This is a genomic window from Streptomyces sp. NBC_01478, from assembly GCF_036227225.1.
In the GTDB taxonomy this organism is placed as follows: domain Bacteria; phylum Actinomycetota; class Actinomycetes; order Streptomycetales; family Streptomycetaceae; genus Streptomyces.
Map to the genome: position 1 here is coordinate 419,317 of NZ_CP109444.1, position 14,504 is coordinate 433,820.

Below are 14,504 nucleotides of genomic sequence, written 5' to 3' on the forward strand. Positions count from 1 at the left end.
ATACCGGGATTCAGGCCGCGACGAGCTCCTGCTCGCGGTCCGGTGTCTTGACCTGGGGCTTCTTGTTCGGCAGTGAGAGCCGGAAGACCTTGTGCCACGCGGAGAACACCTGCTTGGGCAGTGGCCCGGTGACGTACTCCAGCTCGTACTTCTCGAACAGCGCGCGCACCTTCACCGCGACCTCGGCGTACCGGTTGCTCGGCAGGTCCGGGAACAGGTGGTGCTCGATCTGGTGGGAGAGGTTGCCGGTCATGAAGTGCATGGCCTTGCTGCCGCTGATGTTCGCCGAGCCCATCATCTGGCGCAGGTACCACTGGCCGCGCGTCTCGCCCTTGATCGACCGGCGCTCGAAGACCTGCACGCCCTCGGGGAAGTGCCCGCACATGATCACCGAGTGGGTCCAGACGTTGCGGACCAGGTTCGCGGTGAACGTGGCGGCGAGCGTGGGGAGGAACGACGGCCCCGACAGCAGCGGGTGGATGACGTAGTCCTTGAGCACCTGCTTGCGGATCTTGCGGCCCACGGCCTTGGCCCGCTCGCGGAATTCCGGGTTCTTGCGGCGGCGCTTTTGCAGGTTCTTGCCGAGTTCCAGGTCGTACGCCGCGATGCCGTACTCGAAGAAGCAGGCGTTGATGAAGTTCCACAGCGGCTGGCCGAGGTGGAACGGGTGCCACCTCTGGTCCTCGTCGACGCGCATGATGCCGTAGCCGAGGTCGTTGTCCTTGCCGATCACGTTGGTGTACGTGTGGTGCAGCTCGTTGTGCGAGTGCTTCCACTGCTCGGACGGCGAGACGTGGTCCCACTCCCAGGTGGTGGAGTGGATCTTCGGGTCGCGCATCCAGTCCCACTGGCCGTGCAGGATGTTGTGGCCGATCTCCATGTTGTCCATGATCTTCGCCACGGACAGACCGGCGGTGCCGAGCACCCACGCGGGAGGGAAGAGCGAGAACAGCAGCACGCCCCTGCTGGCCAGCTCGAGCTTGCGCTGCGCCGAGATGACCTTGCGGATGTAGGCGGCGTCTTTCTCGCCGCGGCCGGCGATCACCTCGTCGCGGATCGCGTCGAGCTCGCGGCCGAGCTCCTCGATCTGCGCTGCGGTCAGGTGGGCGGTGGGGTCGGTGGCGGTCAAGGTGCTCCTACCGTTCGATGTCGCAGGGGCCCGCGGCGGCGGACACGCAGGTCTGGATGAGGACGCCCGGCTCGGCCTCGGTGATCTCGCCGGTGCGCAGGTCGCGGACGGCGCCCGCCTTGAGCGGCGTGACGCAGCCGAAGCAGATGCCCATGCGGCAACCGGAAGGCATGAGCACGCCGGCCTCCTCGCCGATGTCCAGCAACGGCGTGGCGCCGTCCGCGTCGACGGTCTTGCCGGTGGCGCTGAACGTGACCTCGCCGCCGTCGCCGGTGACGACGATGCTGGGGCGGAAGCGTTCGGTGTGCAGGCGCTCTTGTACGCCGTGCTCGCTCCAGTGCTCCTCGGCGGCGTCGAGCAGGCCTGCGGGCCCGCAGGCCCAGGTCTCGCGCTCGGCCCAGTCGGGCACGAGTTCGTCGAGACGGGCGATGTCGAGCTTGCCGTCCGTGTCGGTGTGCACCTCGGTGAGCCGCAGCTTCTTGTCCGCGACCAGGTCGTGCAGTTCGCTGCGGAAGATCACGTCCTGCGGCTGTGGCGCGCAGTGGACCATGACGACGTCGTCGAACTCGGTGTCGCGCAGCATGCCCATCACGGGCGTGATGCCACTGCCGGCCGTCAGGTAGAGCACCTTGGCGGGCTTGGTCTGCGGCAGCACGAAGTCACCGGTCGGCTGGTCGAGTTGGATCAGCGTGCCCGGTTTCGCGCTGCGGACCAGGTGGTTGCTGACCTTGCCGTCCGGGATCGCCTTCACGGTGATCGTGACGCGGCCGTCCTGGCGGTCTGTCGGCGAGGTGAGGGAGTAGGCACGCCACAGGCGCACCCCGTCGACGTCGACCCCGATCCGCACATATTGACCGGCCGTGTGGCCGCGCCAGCCCCGTCCCGGTCTGATCACGATGGTCGCGGCGTCACCCGTCTCGGGGTGCACGGCCTCGATGCGCCCACGCAGGTCGGCGCCCGCACGCAGCGGGCTGACCAGGTCGAGGTAGTCCGACGGCAGCAGCGGCGTCGTGACCATCTCCAGCAGTTTCCACGCCCTGGTGCGGAGGGCTGTACTCGTCATGACTTCAGCTTGCTGCGCCTCAGGGCGTAAAGTCCTGACCGCAGGACGTGAATCTGGTCGGCTGAATTGTTCGCAGGGAACAAAAACGTGAGTCATGCAATTCGGAGGGCCAGCGAACTGGCCCTGGATGAGACGACGGTCACGGCAATGCGGGCCGCGCTGAAGGCCACCGCCGACGAGGTCGTCGAGGCGATCATCGACGAAGTCCCTCCCTACGCCAACGCCCTTTCGGGCCGCATGGGCGGCACCATCCGCCGATCCGTCCGCACCGCCCTGGGGCACTACCTGGACCTGGCGAGCGGGAACGCCACAGGCGGCGACGCCGGTGACGCGGCCTACGAGCTGGGCCGCGGCGAGGTGCGCGACGGCCGTTCGATGGACGCCCTGCTCGGCGCCTACCGCGTCGGCGCCCGCGTGGCCTGGCGATGCCTGGCAGCGGGTGCCGTACCGGCAGGTCTGCCCGCCGCCGAGGTCGCCAAGTTCGCCGAGCTGACCTTCGCCTACATCGACGAGCTCTCCGCCGCGAGCGCCGCGGGCCACGCTGACGAACTGGCCGCCAGGGGCAGGGACCTCGAGCGTCACCTCGAACACCTGGCCCGCGACCTCCTCGCCGGCGCGAGCCCGGACGTGCTGCTGGCCTCTGCTCAACGGGCCGGGTGGCAGCCTCCGGTTTCGCTGACCGCGGTCCTGCTGCCCGCCGCCCAGGCGCGGCCTGCCTACCGCGCGCTCGACCCGAGCACCCTCGTCCTCGACGACCTGCCGGACGCCACCGGTGTGCTGCTCGTCCCCGATGCCGACCGAACGCATCTCTTGCGGCAGCTGACCGACCGCACCGCCGTGGTCGGCCCGGCCCGGCCATGGACTCGTGCGTCCGCCTCGTACGCACGAGCCGTACGCGCGCGCTCCCTCTCCCCTGATATTCGCGACACCGAGGACCACCTGCCCGAGCTGGTGCTGAGCGCCGACGCGGACGCGCTCGCAGACCTGCGGGCCCGAGCCCTCGCACCGTTGCGGACCCTGCCTGTCGCGACCGCACGGCGTCTGGAGGAGACGTTGCGGGAGTGGCTGCTGCACCAGGGCAGGCGGGACGAGGTGGCCGCGGCGTTGTTCGTCCATCCCCAGACGGTCCGGTACCGGATGTCGCAGCTACGGGAGCTGTTTCCGGATCTCGCGTCGCCACACCGGGTCCTCGAACTGACGCTGGCGGTCGGTCTTGGGGTCAGATGACGCGTACTTCGACCGTCCACGACCGCGTCGGTGAGCGGACCAGGAATCGCTCCGCGTTCTCGGTGCCGTCAGCCGCTCCTGCGGCCCGGGGAAGAGCGGTATTGGCCGGCTGAGACCGGGGGTTGAGTGACGACCGGACTGGGCCTCGAGAAGCCCGTCGGAGGCGCTGCTTCTGACAAACGCGACGGCGGATACGGCTCGACTGGATCCGGTGGACGATGCGCACCGGCCCACTCATCGAGCATCTGGTCGGCGATCTGGGCCGCTACGCCCTGAAAACGGCTTTCAAATCCTAGTGGAGGGCGCTGTTCTGGCACAGGCTGACCCACGGGCGGGCGGCGGGCTGCATCCGGGTTACCGGCGGGGCGGCCAGGCCGGGTCACCAGGGGCGGGGGGCCGGGCCGCTCGCACCGGGGACCACCGTGGTTCCGTGACGGCCCCGTGCCTCCCTTCCGACAGGTCGACCGGACGACCGCCCGGGCCGGCCTGGCGCACCGCGCGAGGGATGATGGGGATGGAATGACGGAACGTGAGATCAGGAGCTCCCATGGCGAACCGGGTTCACCGACCCCGTGAGGACGCGGAGTTCAATTTCATCCTCGGGATGAGCGGAGTTCCGGTCCTCGCATACTTCACCGGGACATGGCCCAAGGCAATCGAGCCCTGCCGGGTGATGGACCTCGTCGTGGGTGGCATCGCCGACGACTACACGGGCCGCCTGACGGCCGTCCGTGCCGATATCACCCGGTGTCCGGCCGCAACCGAGCGATACGGGATCACCGGAGCCCCGTCCTACGTCCTGCTGAAGGAGGGAGAGGCGGTGGCGCACGGCACGGGGCCTATGACCATCGCCGAGATACGGAAGTTCCTGGACGGCCACCTCTGAGCGGCCGCTGCGGCACGTGGCCCCGACGCCCGTCACGTCTCGTCGGCAGATTCAACGCGTCGTCGCAACACCTCGATCATGGAGGTGTCCGATGGGGCGACTGACAGAGTGGACGACGGCGATGACGGGGCGTCTGATTGTGTCGGTGGGAAGCGGCAACGCCTGACGGTGAGTGTCCCGTCGCAAAGGATCTGGTCTCCGAGACCGGCTCTGACCTGGATCGACCAGTTCAAGTGAGACGGGGAGGCATTGAAGATCTCAGATGATCTGGTCCGGGGAGAGGGGATACCTGTGTCCGTCTCAGGTGATCTGGTTCGCCTGGGGCGTTTTCGCCCGGTTGCAGGGTTCGTGCTGAAGCCGACAGTCCAGCCATGCGGCGACGTCCGCGATGACCGCCGCGTCGACGTGCTGGGGTGCCATGTACCCGGCGGGCGTCGACGGTCCTGTCCCTGGGAAGAAGAGGTGGTCGTCGGCTTCATGGATCTGGATGGTGATGTCCGGACGCCCGGCCAGTCCCTCTCGCCAGAGGGACAAGTCATGCTCGACGGTGACCTGGTAGTCGCGGCCGCCCTGAAGGATCAGCAGCGGCTTGTCCAGGCGGGCGGCGGTAGCAACCGGGTCGTAAGAGCGCAGGTCCAGCCAGTACGAGGCAGGAAGGCTGAAGGGCAGGTCCTCCCGGGGCGTACGGGGTGAAAGGGCGGTCTCGACGGTCGCGGCCTGACGGGTGATCTCCGCGAGGACCGCCTCGGAGTGCGGGCCTGGGGCGAGGGCGGCGAGGTGGCCCACGACCCGGACGGCCGCCCGGTGCATGGGTTCGGCGTCGCCCGCCAGAATCACGACGCCCGCGACGGACGGCTCGGTCTCAGCGACCCTTGGAGCGACCTTGCCGCCCATGCTGTGCCCGGCGACGAACACCCGGCCGGCATCGACGCGCGGCTCCTCCTGGAGCAGGCGCACGGCGGCAACGGCGTAGGGGACGTACTCCCGTGTCATCGTGAAGTCGTCTGCGGCGGCGACCTCCGCCGCGTGTGTGAAGGTCACCTTGTCGTGGCGCAGCACTGCCACGCCGCGGCTGGCCAGACCCCAGGCGAGGTCCTTGAGGGGCTTGTTGGGTCCGCTGGTCGCGTCCCGGTCGAAGGGACCTCCGCCGCTCAGCAGCACGACCCCGGGCCACGGGCCGTCGCCACGCGGAACGGTGACGGTGCCGGCCACGGCGAGAGCACCGGCTCCGACGGTGACGTCGTGCTCCTCGAAGGAGTCCGGATCCGCGTAGGAGGGCGCCGTCCATGGTTCGCAGGCAGGGGGTGCGAGGCGCAGCCCGTTCAGCAGGCCGGCGGAGTCGACCGACATGACGGCGGTGAACTGTCCCCGCTCGCAGACCACGGGAACGCTGACACGGATCAGGTCCGGCCGCAGGCTCTCGCTCGACGGTTCGCCGAGGTCCGTGACCAGACCGGTTCCCGCGGTCTCGGCGAGCCAGGCCGCTTGGAGTGTCTCGGCGGTCAGCGCGGCACGCAACGGCGGGGCGAACAGCGCAGCGATCTCCCTGAAACGGGCATCGCGCGCCCACGCGACCACCAGCACGGCGGTCTCCTCCGCAGTCTGCATCCCCTCACCTTTCTTAGATTTGAGAAAGGTAGCATGCGTGAGAAAGTTGGGTCATGGACACCTTGGAACTGCTGGCGCATCCTGTCCGCCTCCGCGTGGTCCACGCACTGCGCGGTGGGCGGGTCCTGACCACCGGGCAGCTGTGCGCTCTGATCCCGGACGTGTCCAAGGCGACCGTCTACCGGCACGTCGACCTTCTCGCCGCGGGCGGCATCCTGGACGTCGCCGACGAACGGCGGGTGCGGGGCGCCGTCGAACGCCGATACCGGCTGCGGCAGGAACGCGCGGGCATCGACGCGGAAACCGCGCGTGCGCTCACCCCGCAGCACCACGAGCGGGCATTCGCTGCCGCCATGGCCGCCCTGGTCGCGGAGTTCGGCGCTTACCTGGAGCGCGAAGGCAGCGATCCCGTGGACGACCTCGTCGGCTATCGGCAGCACGCAATCTGGCTCAGCAGGGACGAGCTCGTAGCACTGATCGGCGCGATGCAGGCCGCCATCGCGCCCCTCCTCGCCAACGAGGCGTCGAGGGAACGTACCCGATACCTCCTCAGCCCCATCCTGTTCCCCGCAGAACAGGCCGAACAGGCCGAACAGCAAGAACCGCTGTAGCCGACACCGCCGCTCACGGTGAACCAGATCATCTGAGATGACGAGCGAATCAGACCAGATCACTTGAGACGGGGGCCAGGTCGACAGAGACGGGACAGTGAGTTCCGTGAACGCTTGATCCTGGTCGGCTGCAGAAATGTCGGTGAGTTTCAGCAACGCTGCCGAGCAGTTGAGCCGTTGCGGGGCCCGGTGATGACGCTCCTTGAAGAGGGCCACCCCTTGCTCGGGTCGAAGCCGTACCTGCTCCGGGGGTCTCCCCAGGCATCTGGCGCTTGGCCTGCGAAGTATTCGCTGTGGAGGCCTATGAGACCCGGGCAGGGGCGGGCGGGGCGACGTGCGACCTGGGGGCTCAGGTCACGACTGGGGTGGTCGCAAGGCGCCGGCGATGACGGTGGTCACCATCTTGCGGACGGCGGCGGTCTGCGGTGGGGCGCTTGTCCGGTCGGCGAACAGCAGGTGCCCGGCCCCGACGAGGGTAGGGGCGAGTGTGTCGATGTCGGCGTCACCGGCCAGGCGCCCCAACTCCCGCTCGGCGGTGAGGTATGCGGCGATCATGGCGGTGCCCTGCACGGCCAGTGGGATGCCGGCCAGACCGGCCTCGCGCAGCCGGGCGCGGAGGCCGTCACGGAAGGTGATGAGCGCGACGATTGCCACCGTGACCGGCCCGAACAGGTCCTGCAGGGCGTCGGCGAGGTTGTCCGCCACGCTCCCGGTGCCGGCGGCGGCACGCAGAGTCGTGGTTCGGTCCTCGATGCCACGGACGCGGTCGAGGACCAGTTCCGCCAGGAAGGCGTCGAAGTCGGTGAAGTGCCGGTGCAGCACACCCTTGGCACAGTTCGCCTCCTCCGTGACCGCCCGGCTGGTCAACGCGTCGGGCCCGTCCCGGAGCAGGACGCGCTCGGCGGCTTCGAACAACTGGCCGCGCACGTTGTGGATGTGCACCCCTGACGGCATTGTCTCCCCTTCCGCGCCACCCCGCCTTAACAAATGGGCAACCGCCCATTACCGTGGGCGCATGCCCACTTTATCGCAGGGACAGCCGGACAAGTCCGGACCCGAGCCCCATCGCCACCGGCAGACAGCCGAGTCGTTCGGCGTGGACGCCGAACGCTACGACCGCGCCCGACCGCCGTATCCCGAGGCCCTGGTGGACAGGATCATCGCGGCGAGCCCCGGTCGGCACGTCCTCGACGTCGGAGCCGGGACCGGTATCGCGGCCCGGCAATTCCAGGCGGCCGGCTGCACGGTGCTCGGTGTCGAGCCCGACGAGCGGATGGCCGCCTTCGCGCGACGCAGCGGTGTCGAGGTCGAGGTCGCCAGGTTCGAGGACTGGCAGCCGGCCGGGCGGCAGTTCGACGCGGTCATCGCCGGTACCGCCTGGCACTGGGTGGACCCCGTCGCCGGCGCGGCCAAGGCGGCCCAGGTGCTCCGGCCCGGCGGCCGGCTCGCCCCCTTCCACCACGTCCCCCAGCTCCCGGCCGAGGTGATCGACGCCCTCGCCGAAGCCCTCCAACGGGTCGCCCCCGATTCCCCGTTCAACCCCGGCCCGCTGAGAGGATCGGCGGTGGACGCCTACCAGCCACTGTTCGCGAAAATCGCCGACGGGATCCGGCAGACCGGCTCCTTCAGCGAGCCGGAACAGTGGCGCTTCTCCTGGGAGCGCACCTACTCCCGAGAGGAGTGGCTCGACCAACTCCCCACCTTCGGCGGCCTCACCCAACTCCCCACAGACAAAATGGCGGAGGTCCTGAACAGCGCCGGGACCGCGATCGACAAGCTCGGCGGCCACGCCACCATGCCCTACACATCCGTCGTGATCACCTCGACCCGCTCCAACACGGCCTGACCACCGCAAGTCCCCCGGTATTGCCGGAACTCACCGACATCCATACGCCTCAATCCGGGTCGTTCACGGCGCCAACCGACACCACCTGCGGCGTCCCGGGGCCAGTGGGAAGTAGGTGGTTCCGGGAACGTGGCGGGATGCCGTCAATCCAGCTCGGCCCGGTGTCGGACAGATATCTCTCCTTCTGAGAGCGCGAAGAGATCGCTCTGCTGAACGTCCAGGACTCAGGGGTGCGGAAGATCGCCCGCAGGCCGGGCAGGCAGCCGCCGACGATCTCGCGGGAACTCCGGCGCGACACCCCCACGCGCAACGGACAACTCGCCTACCGTGCCTCGATCGCGCAAGGAAAGGCCGAACTGGCCGCCAACGAGCGGCTGCACGAGCACGTCCAGGAACGCACGTCAGCACGTGGTGGCCGCAGATCCTCGCCGCAATCACGACCGGCGTCACCAACGCCGCCTCCGAAGGGATCAACAGGGCGATCACAACCGACGCCGTGCATCTTTACGCGAACGCGTTGTAAATAACGCGTTGTAAATCAAGTATCGGCGAACCCCGACCGGGAGATGCATAAAGGATTCATATAAAGCCGCTATGCTTCAGGCATGAGTCGCCGAGACACCGCGCACGGCGCTTCCGATGCCATCGGGTCAGCCCTCTACGGTCTGGCCACCAGGGCCGCGAGACGCCTTCCCCGCGACATGAGCCTGACGTCCGCCGCCACCTTGGCCACCCTGGACAAGACCGGCCCGCGACGGATCACCGATCTGGCGGTGGCCGAGGGCGTCACCCAGCCCGCGATGACCGTCCTGGTCCGGGTGATGGAGGAATCCGGGCTGGTCGAGCGGAAGGGCGATCCGTCCGACAAGCGGGTCACGCTGGTGTGCCTGACCGAGGCCGGCGCGTCGTACGTCCGGACGCGACGCCGGGCGGGCGTCGACGCGTACGCGCGGTTGATCGACGAACTCACCGGTGACGAGGTCGAGGCCTTGGCAGCAGCCCTTCCGGCGCTGCTGCATCTCGCGGAGCTCGAAAGCCACGCCCGAGAGGAGTCGGACCGGTGACCGCGGCCCAGGCTCATGACCAGCCCATGAGCACTGCCCAGATACGTTCCGAGGCTCGTCTGCTGGTCCCCGCCTTGATGTTCATCGCCCTGGTCGTGGCGGCGGTCGCCAGCCTCGGGACACCGCTCGTCACCAGCGTGGCGACCACGTTCCACGTCTCCCTCGACAGCGCGCAGTGGACGCTGACCATCGCGCTGCTCAGCGGCGCCGTCGCCACACCCGTCCTCGGCCGGCTCGGAGCCGGTCCGCACCGGCGGGCCACGATTCTCGCCACGCTGGCGATCGTCGTCGTCGGCAGCGCGCTCACCGTGCTGCCGCTGCCGTTCGCCTGGCTGCTCGTGGGCAGAGCGGCCCAAGGCGTCGGACTCGGTCTCACGGCGCTGATGATGGGCGTGGCCCGCGACCATCTTCCCGAGGAGCGCAGCGCGCCCACGATCGCCCTGATCTCAGTGGTCTCCATCATCGGAGCCGGCGTCGGCTACCCGCTGGCCGCGCTGCTCGCCGAGTTCGGCGGACTGCGGGCCGCCTACGGCCTCGGCCTGCTCGTCACCGCCATCGCCTTCGTGACCGCGTGGCGCTCCATGCCCGCAGCTCCCGAAGGCCGCTCCGCTCACGTGAACGTGGCCGGTGCGCTCGTCCTGGCGGGTGGACTGCTCCTCGTCCTGTTCCTGGCCGGCGAGAGGAGCCTGTGGAGCCGACACCTCGCCGTGGCGGTGCCCCTTGCCGTCGCCGCCGTACTCCTGCTCTGCGTCTGGACCGTTTCCGAACTGCGAACCAAGACGCCCCTGGTCGACGTCCGGGCGGTACGGCACCCGGCGGTCGCCGGGGCGAACATCGCCATGTTCGTCGGCGGGAGCGGCATGTACCTCCTGCTCACGCTCATCACCCGCTACGCGCAGACGCCGCGCAGCGCCGGCTACGGCTTCGGACTGACCACCTTCGTGGCGGGGCTGGTCCTCATCCCGTTCTCCGTGCTGGGGTTCGTCGCCGGCAAGCTCACGCCGCGGGTCCGGACACGGATCGACGGCCCCCTGCTCCTGGCCGGCAGCGCCGCCATCGTCGGCGGCGGGTTCGTCCTGTTCGCCACCGCCCGGTCCAACCTGGCCGAACTGCTCGCGGCCATGGGCGTGCTGGGCTTCGGCGTCGGCAGCTTCTCGGCCGCCATGCCCGGCGTCATCCTGGCCGTCACCCCCAAGAGCGAGACGTCGAGCGCCATGAGCTTCAACTACGTCGTCCGCAGCGTCGGGTACTCCCTGGGCAGCGCCATCGGCGGTCTGGTCCTGGCCGCCGGCACCGCCACGGGCCGCCTCTTCCCGAACGACGACGCCTACACGACCGCGGCGCTGGTCGGCGTCGCCGCGATGGCGATCACGACGATGGCCAGCCTCGCCCTCGCCCGCCGACGCTCGTCCGAGACCAACCCGTAAGTCAGATGCACTCGTCCCAACACTGGAGGTTCCATGCCCAAGGGCTACTGGGTCAGCGCCTACCGCACCATTTCAGACCCTGAGAAGCTGGCTGCTTACAACAAGCTGGCCGCTCCGGCCGTCAAGGCCGGGGGCGGTCGGGTCCTCGCCCGTGGCGGTCGGGTCGTGGCGCATGACGCCGGAATCGCCGAGCGCACCGTCCTGATCGAGTTCGACAGCTTCGAGCAGGCCGTCGCGGCGCACGAGAGTGCGGCCTACCAGGAGGCGCTGGTCGCCCTCTCCGACGGCGTCGAGCGCGACTTCCGCATCATCGAAGGCCTCGACTGACGATCGAGGCTGCGTCGGCGACGAACACGAAGCCGACTGCGGCCACATCCCGGGTCGTGTTCCCACCTTCCCCGAAGCCGACTTCACCTGGTTCCCCTTCACCACCACCGCCTTGGTCTCCGTCCCGGCAGGCTTCCTGCGCGGCCTGCTCGGCACCCTCCTGTCGGGCCGCAGGACCATTCCACGCGAACGCAACCGCTACGAGACCCTCGAACCCGTCCTGCTCGACGGACCACCGCATCCCCGCAGCGGCCGACGGCGAGCGTGCCGTGGCCGGTACGGACCGGGCCGGTGCGGGCCTACGGAGCCTTCCTCAGGCCCGCCCGGCAGACGGCTTCGTCATCCGGTTGCGAACTCCCCCAGCGTGTCCGGGGAACCGTTGAACCTGTCGTGATCGCCGACCGTCGCCCCCGACGAGGTGTACTGCCACATCGTGTACGCCGACCAGCCCGCCGGGAGCGTCCCCGGCGAGGTGGCGTACCGGGCGACCCACAGGGGGTTGGTGGAACCGAAGCCGCGGTAGCCGCCCGTGCAGAGGGTCCACCAACTGGTGGAGGTGTAGATGACCGCGTCGCGGCCGGTGCGGGCCCGGTAGCGGCCGAGGAAGTCACCGATCCAAGTCACCATGCCGGCGGCGGACTTGCCGTAGCAGGAGTCCCCGTAGGGGTTCCACTCGATGTCGAGGGCGCCGGGAAGCGTGCGGCCGTCGGCGGACCAGGCACCGCCGTGGTCGACGAAGTAGTCCGCCTGGGCGGTGCCGCTGCCGGAATCCGGCGTGGCGAAGTGGTAGGCCCCGCGGACCATACCGATGTCGTAGGCGGCCTCGTACTGCCCGCCGAAGTAGGGGTTCCGGTAGGAGGTGCCTTCCGTGGCCTTCGTGTAGGCCCATCGGGTGCCGCTGCTCCACAGGGTGGACCAGGCCACGTCACGCTGGTGGCTGGAGACGTCGACGCCCTCGGTCTGCCCGGCCCGTGTGGCCGGGGGGACCACATCGGGCGTACCGGTGATTCCGTCGTGGGCCATGACGCCGATGCCCATGTACGCGCTGCCGCGCACAGGCGCGGGTTCCGTCGCCGCGGTCGCGGCGGGCGTGGCGGGCACTCCGGCCGCGGTCAGGAGGATGCCGGACAGGACCACGGCCAGACGCAGGCGCGAACGGCCGTACCGGGATGATATGGATCTTCGCATGGCATCCATCTGATCCTCGGTCGCGCCGAGTCGCACGTCATGTACCGCCAATGACGCCGCCCCGGGCACCGCAGCGGCCGGCCGGGGCCGGCGGCGGACGGAGCGGAGGGGCCGTAGCACCGGATGTCTGTGTGGACGTTCGGGCCGTTGACCACCGGGCGCGAAGAGTGAACCGCCGCTCCGCCGCACCTCTGTACGCCCTTCGCCGGGTGCCTGTCGCGCAGGACGATGCTCAAGCCACCACGACCGGCGAGCGCGGATTCGCGGGTGCCGGTGATCGGCCGTGGGCCGGCGTGCGGGCTGGTCGTAGACGAGACGAACGAGGAGCGGAAATTGGCTGTCGTGATGTTCATGCGCTGGGCCGGAGTCACCCCCGAGCAGTACAACATCGTCCGGGACACCGCGAGTTGGGAGGAAACCGCCCCTGCCGGTGGTCAGGTCCACGTGGCGTGGTTCGACACCCAGGGACTCAACGTGACCGACGTCTGGGACTCTGAACAGGCCTTCCAGACCTTCTTCAGCGAACGGCTGGCTCCTGCGGTCGAGAAGGCGGGCATCACCGGCGAGCCGGAGAGCGAGTTCTGCCCGCTGCACAGGCGATTCGTCTCCCCCGGGGTCATCGGCGCCGCGTGAACCGGTCATCGGCTGCGGGGCGGCCGCTCTGACAGGGGCCTGACGCATGGAGGCGGACATCGGGCGAAGCGCCCACTTCTCTCGATGTCCGCGAGCCGAGACAGCCCTGCGTCGCACACCGCCTCGCATCCAGCACCGGCTCGACCACAGACGGGGCACCCCGGCGGCACCCACCCCTCTCCCCTGCCGAACTCCCTTTCAGAACCGCCCACTTCAGGGATCTCGCCAACCCGGGGCTCCAGTCCCTCGCTCAACTCGGCGTGTCCACGGCCGACGCCGAGTACGGACACGATCGCGGTGCCCCAGCACAGCATCCGCAGAGCGGGCTTCCACGGGTTCGACATGTCGGTGGGGCATGCGGCTGTGTCGCGTGCCTCCAACGCGACCCGCGAGGAGTTCATCCGGCGCGGGCTCTCGACAGGTGAGCGGTGCGACAACGCGCAGACTGCGACGACAGCCATTGTCTCCTGACGGGCAAGGGGCGTCAGCCGCGTATCCGTCACGCGTCGGTCCTCGCTGCGCGGGCCGCGAAGGCGGCCGGGGTGAGACCGGTGCGGTCGCGGAAGAAGCGGCCGAAGTTCGCGGGGTCGGTGAAGCCGAGATGGACGGCCACCGTCCGGGCATCCCACCGGGCAGCTCCCAGCAGGCGGCGGGCTTCCAGGAGGCGCCGCTCGTCGATGAGTTCACGCACCCCCTTGCCGGTGGCGTCCCGGGCGGCACGGCTGAGGGTGCGGACCGAGCAGCCGAGCAGCTCGGCGTAGTCCGCGGCTTGGTGCAGCTCGCGAAAGTGCAGTTCCAGGGCGTCCAGGAAGCGTCCGTACCTGTCGGCACGGCCCGTGCCGGCCGCGGCCGTGCCATCGAGGGCGATGTCCGGGGAGTTGGCCAGGCGCAGCAGCAGCGATTCGAGCAGGCTGCGCCGCAGGGCGTGGTGGATGTCGAGGGGGCGGCGCCCCAGTGCGCGGTGTTCGTCCAGGAGCTGGAGCGCCGTCTGCTGGAGCCAGGCGGTGTCGTCGGGGTGCGGGCTGAGCACGGCGGGGGCCTCGTGTGCGGTGAGCTGGGCCAGGAGGCGGGCGAGGTCGGGCCGCAGTACGTCCGGTTCGAACAGGATGAACGGGCCGCGGGCCGCGCCGGGCGGATGCCAGCACTGCGCGTGCCCGGGACGCACCCACAGCCACTGGCCGGGGGCGACGGTCCGCGTGACGTAGTCGACGTCGTGCCGCAACTCACCCTCGGTGACCAGGATCAGGTAGTGGAAGGTGGCACGGCCCGGACGGGGCGGGTTCCACGGCCAGTCGTCGTGCTGGGCGAAGAAGTCCTCGACGGTACTCACCTCAAGGCCGTAGGGAGTACCGACCGGGGGCTGGAAACCGTACAGCGGAACCGCATCTGGTCCGGCCTGCCTGTTCGGCCCGGAGTGTCGCTTGTCGACCATCACGTGTCCGCAGCCTACCGCCCTCCTTGTCGGGTTCGAGGGAAGGATGGGACGTGCCGCCGT

At 69.5% G+C, this 14,504-nt stretch carries 14 protein-coding genes and 2 pseudogenes; 10 read left to right on the plus strand and 6 right to left on the minus strand.

Annotated elements, in window-relative coordinates; translation table 11 throughout:
* Positions 1-10 precede the first annotated feature (10 nt).
* Together OG223_RS01720 and OG223_RS01725 are read right to left on the minus strand one after the other, a co-directional pair.
* Complete coding sequence (locus OG223_RS01720; protein ID WP_329241286.1) at positions 11-1,129, minus strand: fatty acid desaturase family protein; 1,119 nt, start codon at positions 1,127-1,129, stop codon at positions 11-13.
* A 7-nt stretch (positions 1,130-1,136) separates the two neighbouring features.
* Entirely contained in the window at positions 1,137-2,192 is a 1,056-nt protein-coding gene (locus OG223_RS01725; RefSeq protein WP_329241289.1) for a ferredoxin reductase, read from the minus strand.
* Between the two features lie 87 nt (positions 2,193-2,279).
* On the opposite strand from OG223_RS01725, the gene OG223_RS01730 reads away from it, so the two are divergent.
* Both OG223_RS01730 and OG223_RS01735 read left to right on the plus strand, forming a co-directional pair.
* Positions 2,280-3,419, plus strand: a complete 1,140-nt coding sequence (locus OG223_RS01730; protein ID WP_329241291.1) for a PucR family transcriptional regulator — start codon at positions 2,280-2,282, stop codon at positions 3,417-3,419.
* A 547-nt stretch (positions 3,420-3,966) separates the two neighbouring features.
* Positions 3,967-4,305, plus strand: a complete 339-nt coding sequence (locus tag OG223_RS01735) for a thioredoxin family protein (RefSeq protein WP_329241294.1) — start codon at positions 3,967-3,969, stop codon at positions 4,303-4,305.
* Between the two features lie 300 nt (positions 4,306-4,605).
* On the opposite strand, the gene OG223_RS01740 is transcribed toward OG223_RS01735, so the two are convergent.
* Positions 4,606-5,913: an alpha/beta hydrolase gene (locus tag OG223_RS01740; protein WP_329241295.1), complete on the minus strand. Its 1,308-nt coding sequence runs from the start codon at positions 5,911-5,913 to the stop codon at positions 4,606-4,608.
* Positions 5,914-5,966: 53 nt separating this feature from the next.
* Between OG223_RS01740 and OG223_RS01745 the strand changes: the two genes are divergently transcribed.
* The gene (locus OG223_RS01745; RefSeq protein ID WP_329241298.1) at positions 5,967-6,524 is read left to right on the plus strand and encodes a helix-turn-helix domain-containing protein; all 558 of its coding nucleotides are present in this window, start codon (positions 5,967-5,969) and stop codon (positions 6,522-6,524) included.
* A gap of 354 nt (positions 6,525-6,878) precedes the next feature.
* On the opposite strand, the gene OG223_RS01750 is transcribed toward OG223_RS01745, so the two are convergent.
* Positions 6,879-7,478 carry a TetR/AcrR family transcriptional regulator gene (locus OG223_RS01750; RefSeq protein ID WP_329241301.1) on the minus strand — a complete coding sequence of 200 codons (600 nt, stop codon included), beginning with the start codon at positions 7,476-7,478 and terminating at the stop codon, positions 6,879-6,881.
* Positions 7,479-7,539: 61 nt separating this feature from the next.
* Between OG223_RS01750 and OG223_RS01755 the strand changes: the two genes are divergently transcribed.
* The 6 genes and pseudogenes from OG223_RS01755 to OG223_RS01780 form a co-directional block, all read left to right on the plus strand.
* Entirely contained in the window at positions 7,540-8,370 is an 831-nt protein-coding gene (locus OG223_RS01755; protein ID WP_329241304.1) for a class I SAM-dependent methyltransferase, read from the plus strand.
* A 92-nt stretch (positions 8,371-8,462) separates the two neighbouring features.
* A pseudogene (locus OG223_RS01760) lies at positions 8,463-8,780 on the plus strand (helix-turn-helix domain-containing protein); the annotation flags it as partial.
* 195 nt (positions 8,781-8,975) lie between these two features.
* The gene (locus OG223_RS01765) at positions 8,976-9,434 is read left to right on the plus strand and encodes a MarR family winged helix-turn-helix transcriptional regulator (RefSeq protein ID WP_329241307.1); all 459 of its coding nucleotides are present in this window, start codon (positions 8,976-8,978) and stop codon (positions 9,432-9,434) included.
* A 26-nt stretch (positions 9,435-9,460) separates the two neighbouring features.
* Positions 9,461-10,861 carry an MFS transporter gene (locus tag OG223_RS01770; RefSeq protein ID WP_329241309.1) on the plus strand — a complete coding sequence of 467 codons (1,401 nt, stop codon included), beginning with the start codon at positions 9,461-9,463 and terminating at the stop codon, positions 10,859-10,861.
* Positions 10,862-10,894: 33 nt separating this feature from the next.
* The gene (locus OG223_RS01775; protein WP_329241311.1) at positions 10,895-11,188 is read left to right on the plus strand and encodes a DUF1330 domain-containing protein; all 294 of its coding nucleotides are present in this window, start codon (positions 10,895-10,897) and stop codon (positions 11,186-11,188) included.
* A gap of 67 nt (positions 11,189-11,255) precedes the next feature.
* Positions 11,256-11,435, plus strand: a pseudogene (locus tag OG223_RS01780) (cation acetate symporter); the annotation flags it as partial.
* Between the two features lie 92 nt (positions 11,436-11,527).
* Here OG223_RS01780 and OG223_RS01785 read toward each other — a convergent pair.
* Positions 11,528-12,385 carry a lysozyme gene (locus OG223_RS01785; RefSeq protein WP_329241314.1) on the minus strand — a complete coding sequence of 286 codons (858 nt, stop codon included), beginning with the start codon at positions 12,383-12,385 and terminating at the stop codon, positions 11,528-11,530.
* Positions 12,386-12,718: 333 nt separating this feature from the next.
* Between OG223_RS01785 and OG223_RS01790 the strand changes: the two genes are divergently transcribed.
* Positions 12,719-13,009 (plus strand): hypothetical protein, encoded by a 291-nt coding sequence (locus OG223_RS01790; RefSeq protein WP_329265085.1) that lies wholly within the window; start codon positions 12,719-12,721, stop codon positions 13,007-13,009.
* A 499-nt stretch (positions 13,010-13,508) separates the two neighbouring features.
* Here OG223_RS01790 and OG223_RS01795 read toward each other — a convergent pair whose 3' ends face one another.
* Positions 13,509-14,339: a helix-turn-helix domain-containing protein gene (locus OG223_RS01795; RefSeq protein WP_329241316.1), complete on the minus strand. Its 831-nt coding sequence runs from the start codon at positions 14,337-14,339 to the stop codon at positions 13,509-13,511.
* Positions 14,340-14,504 lie beyond the last annotated feature (165 nt).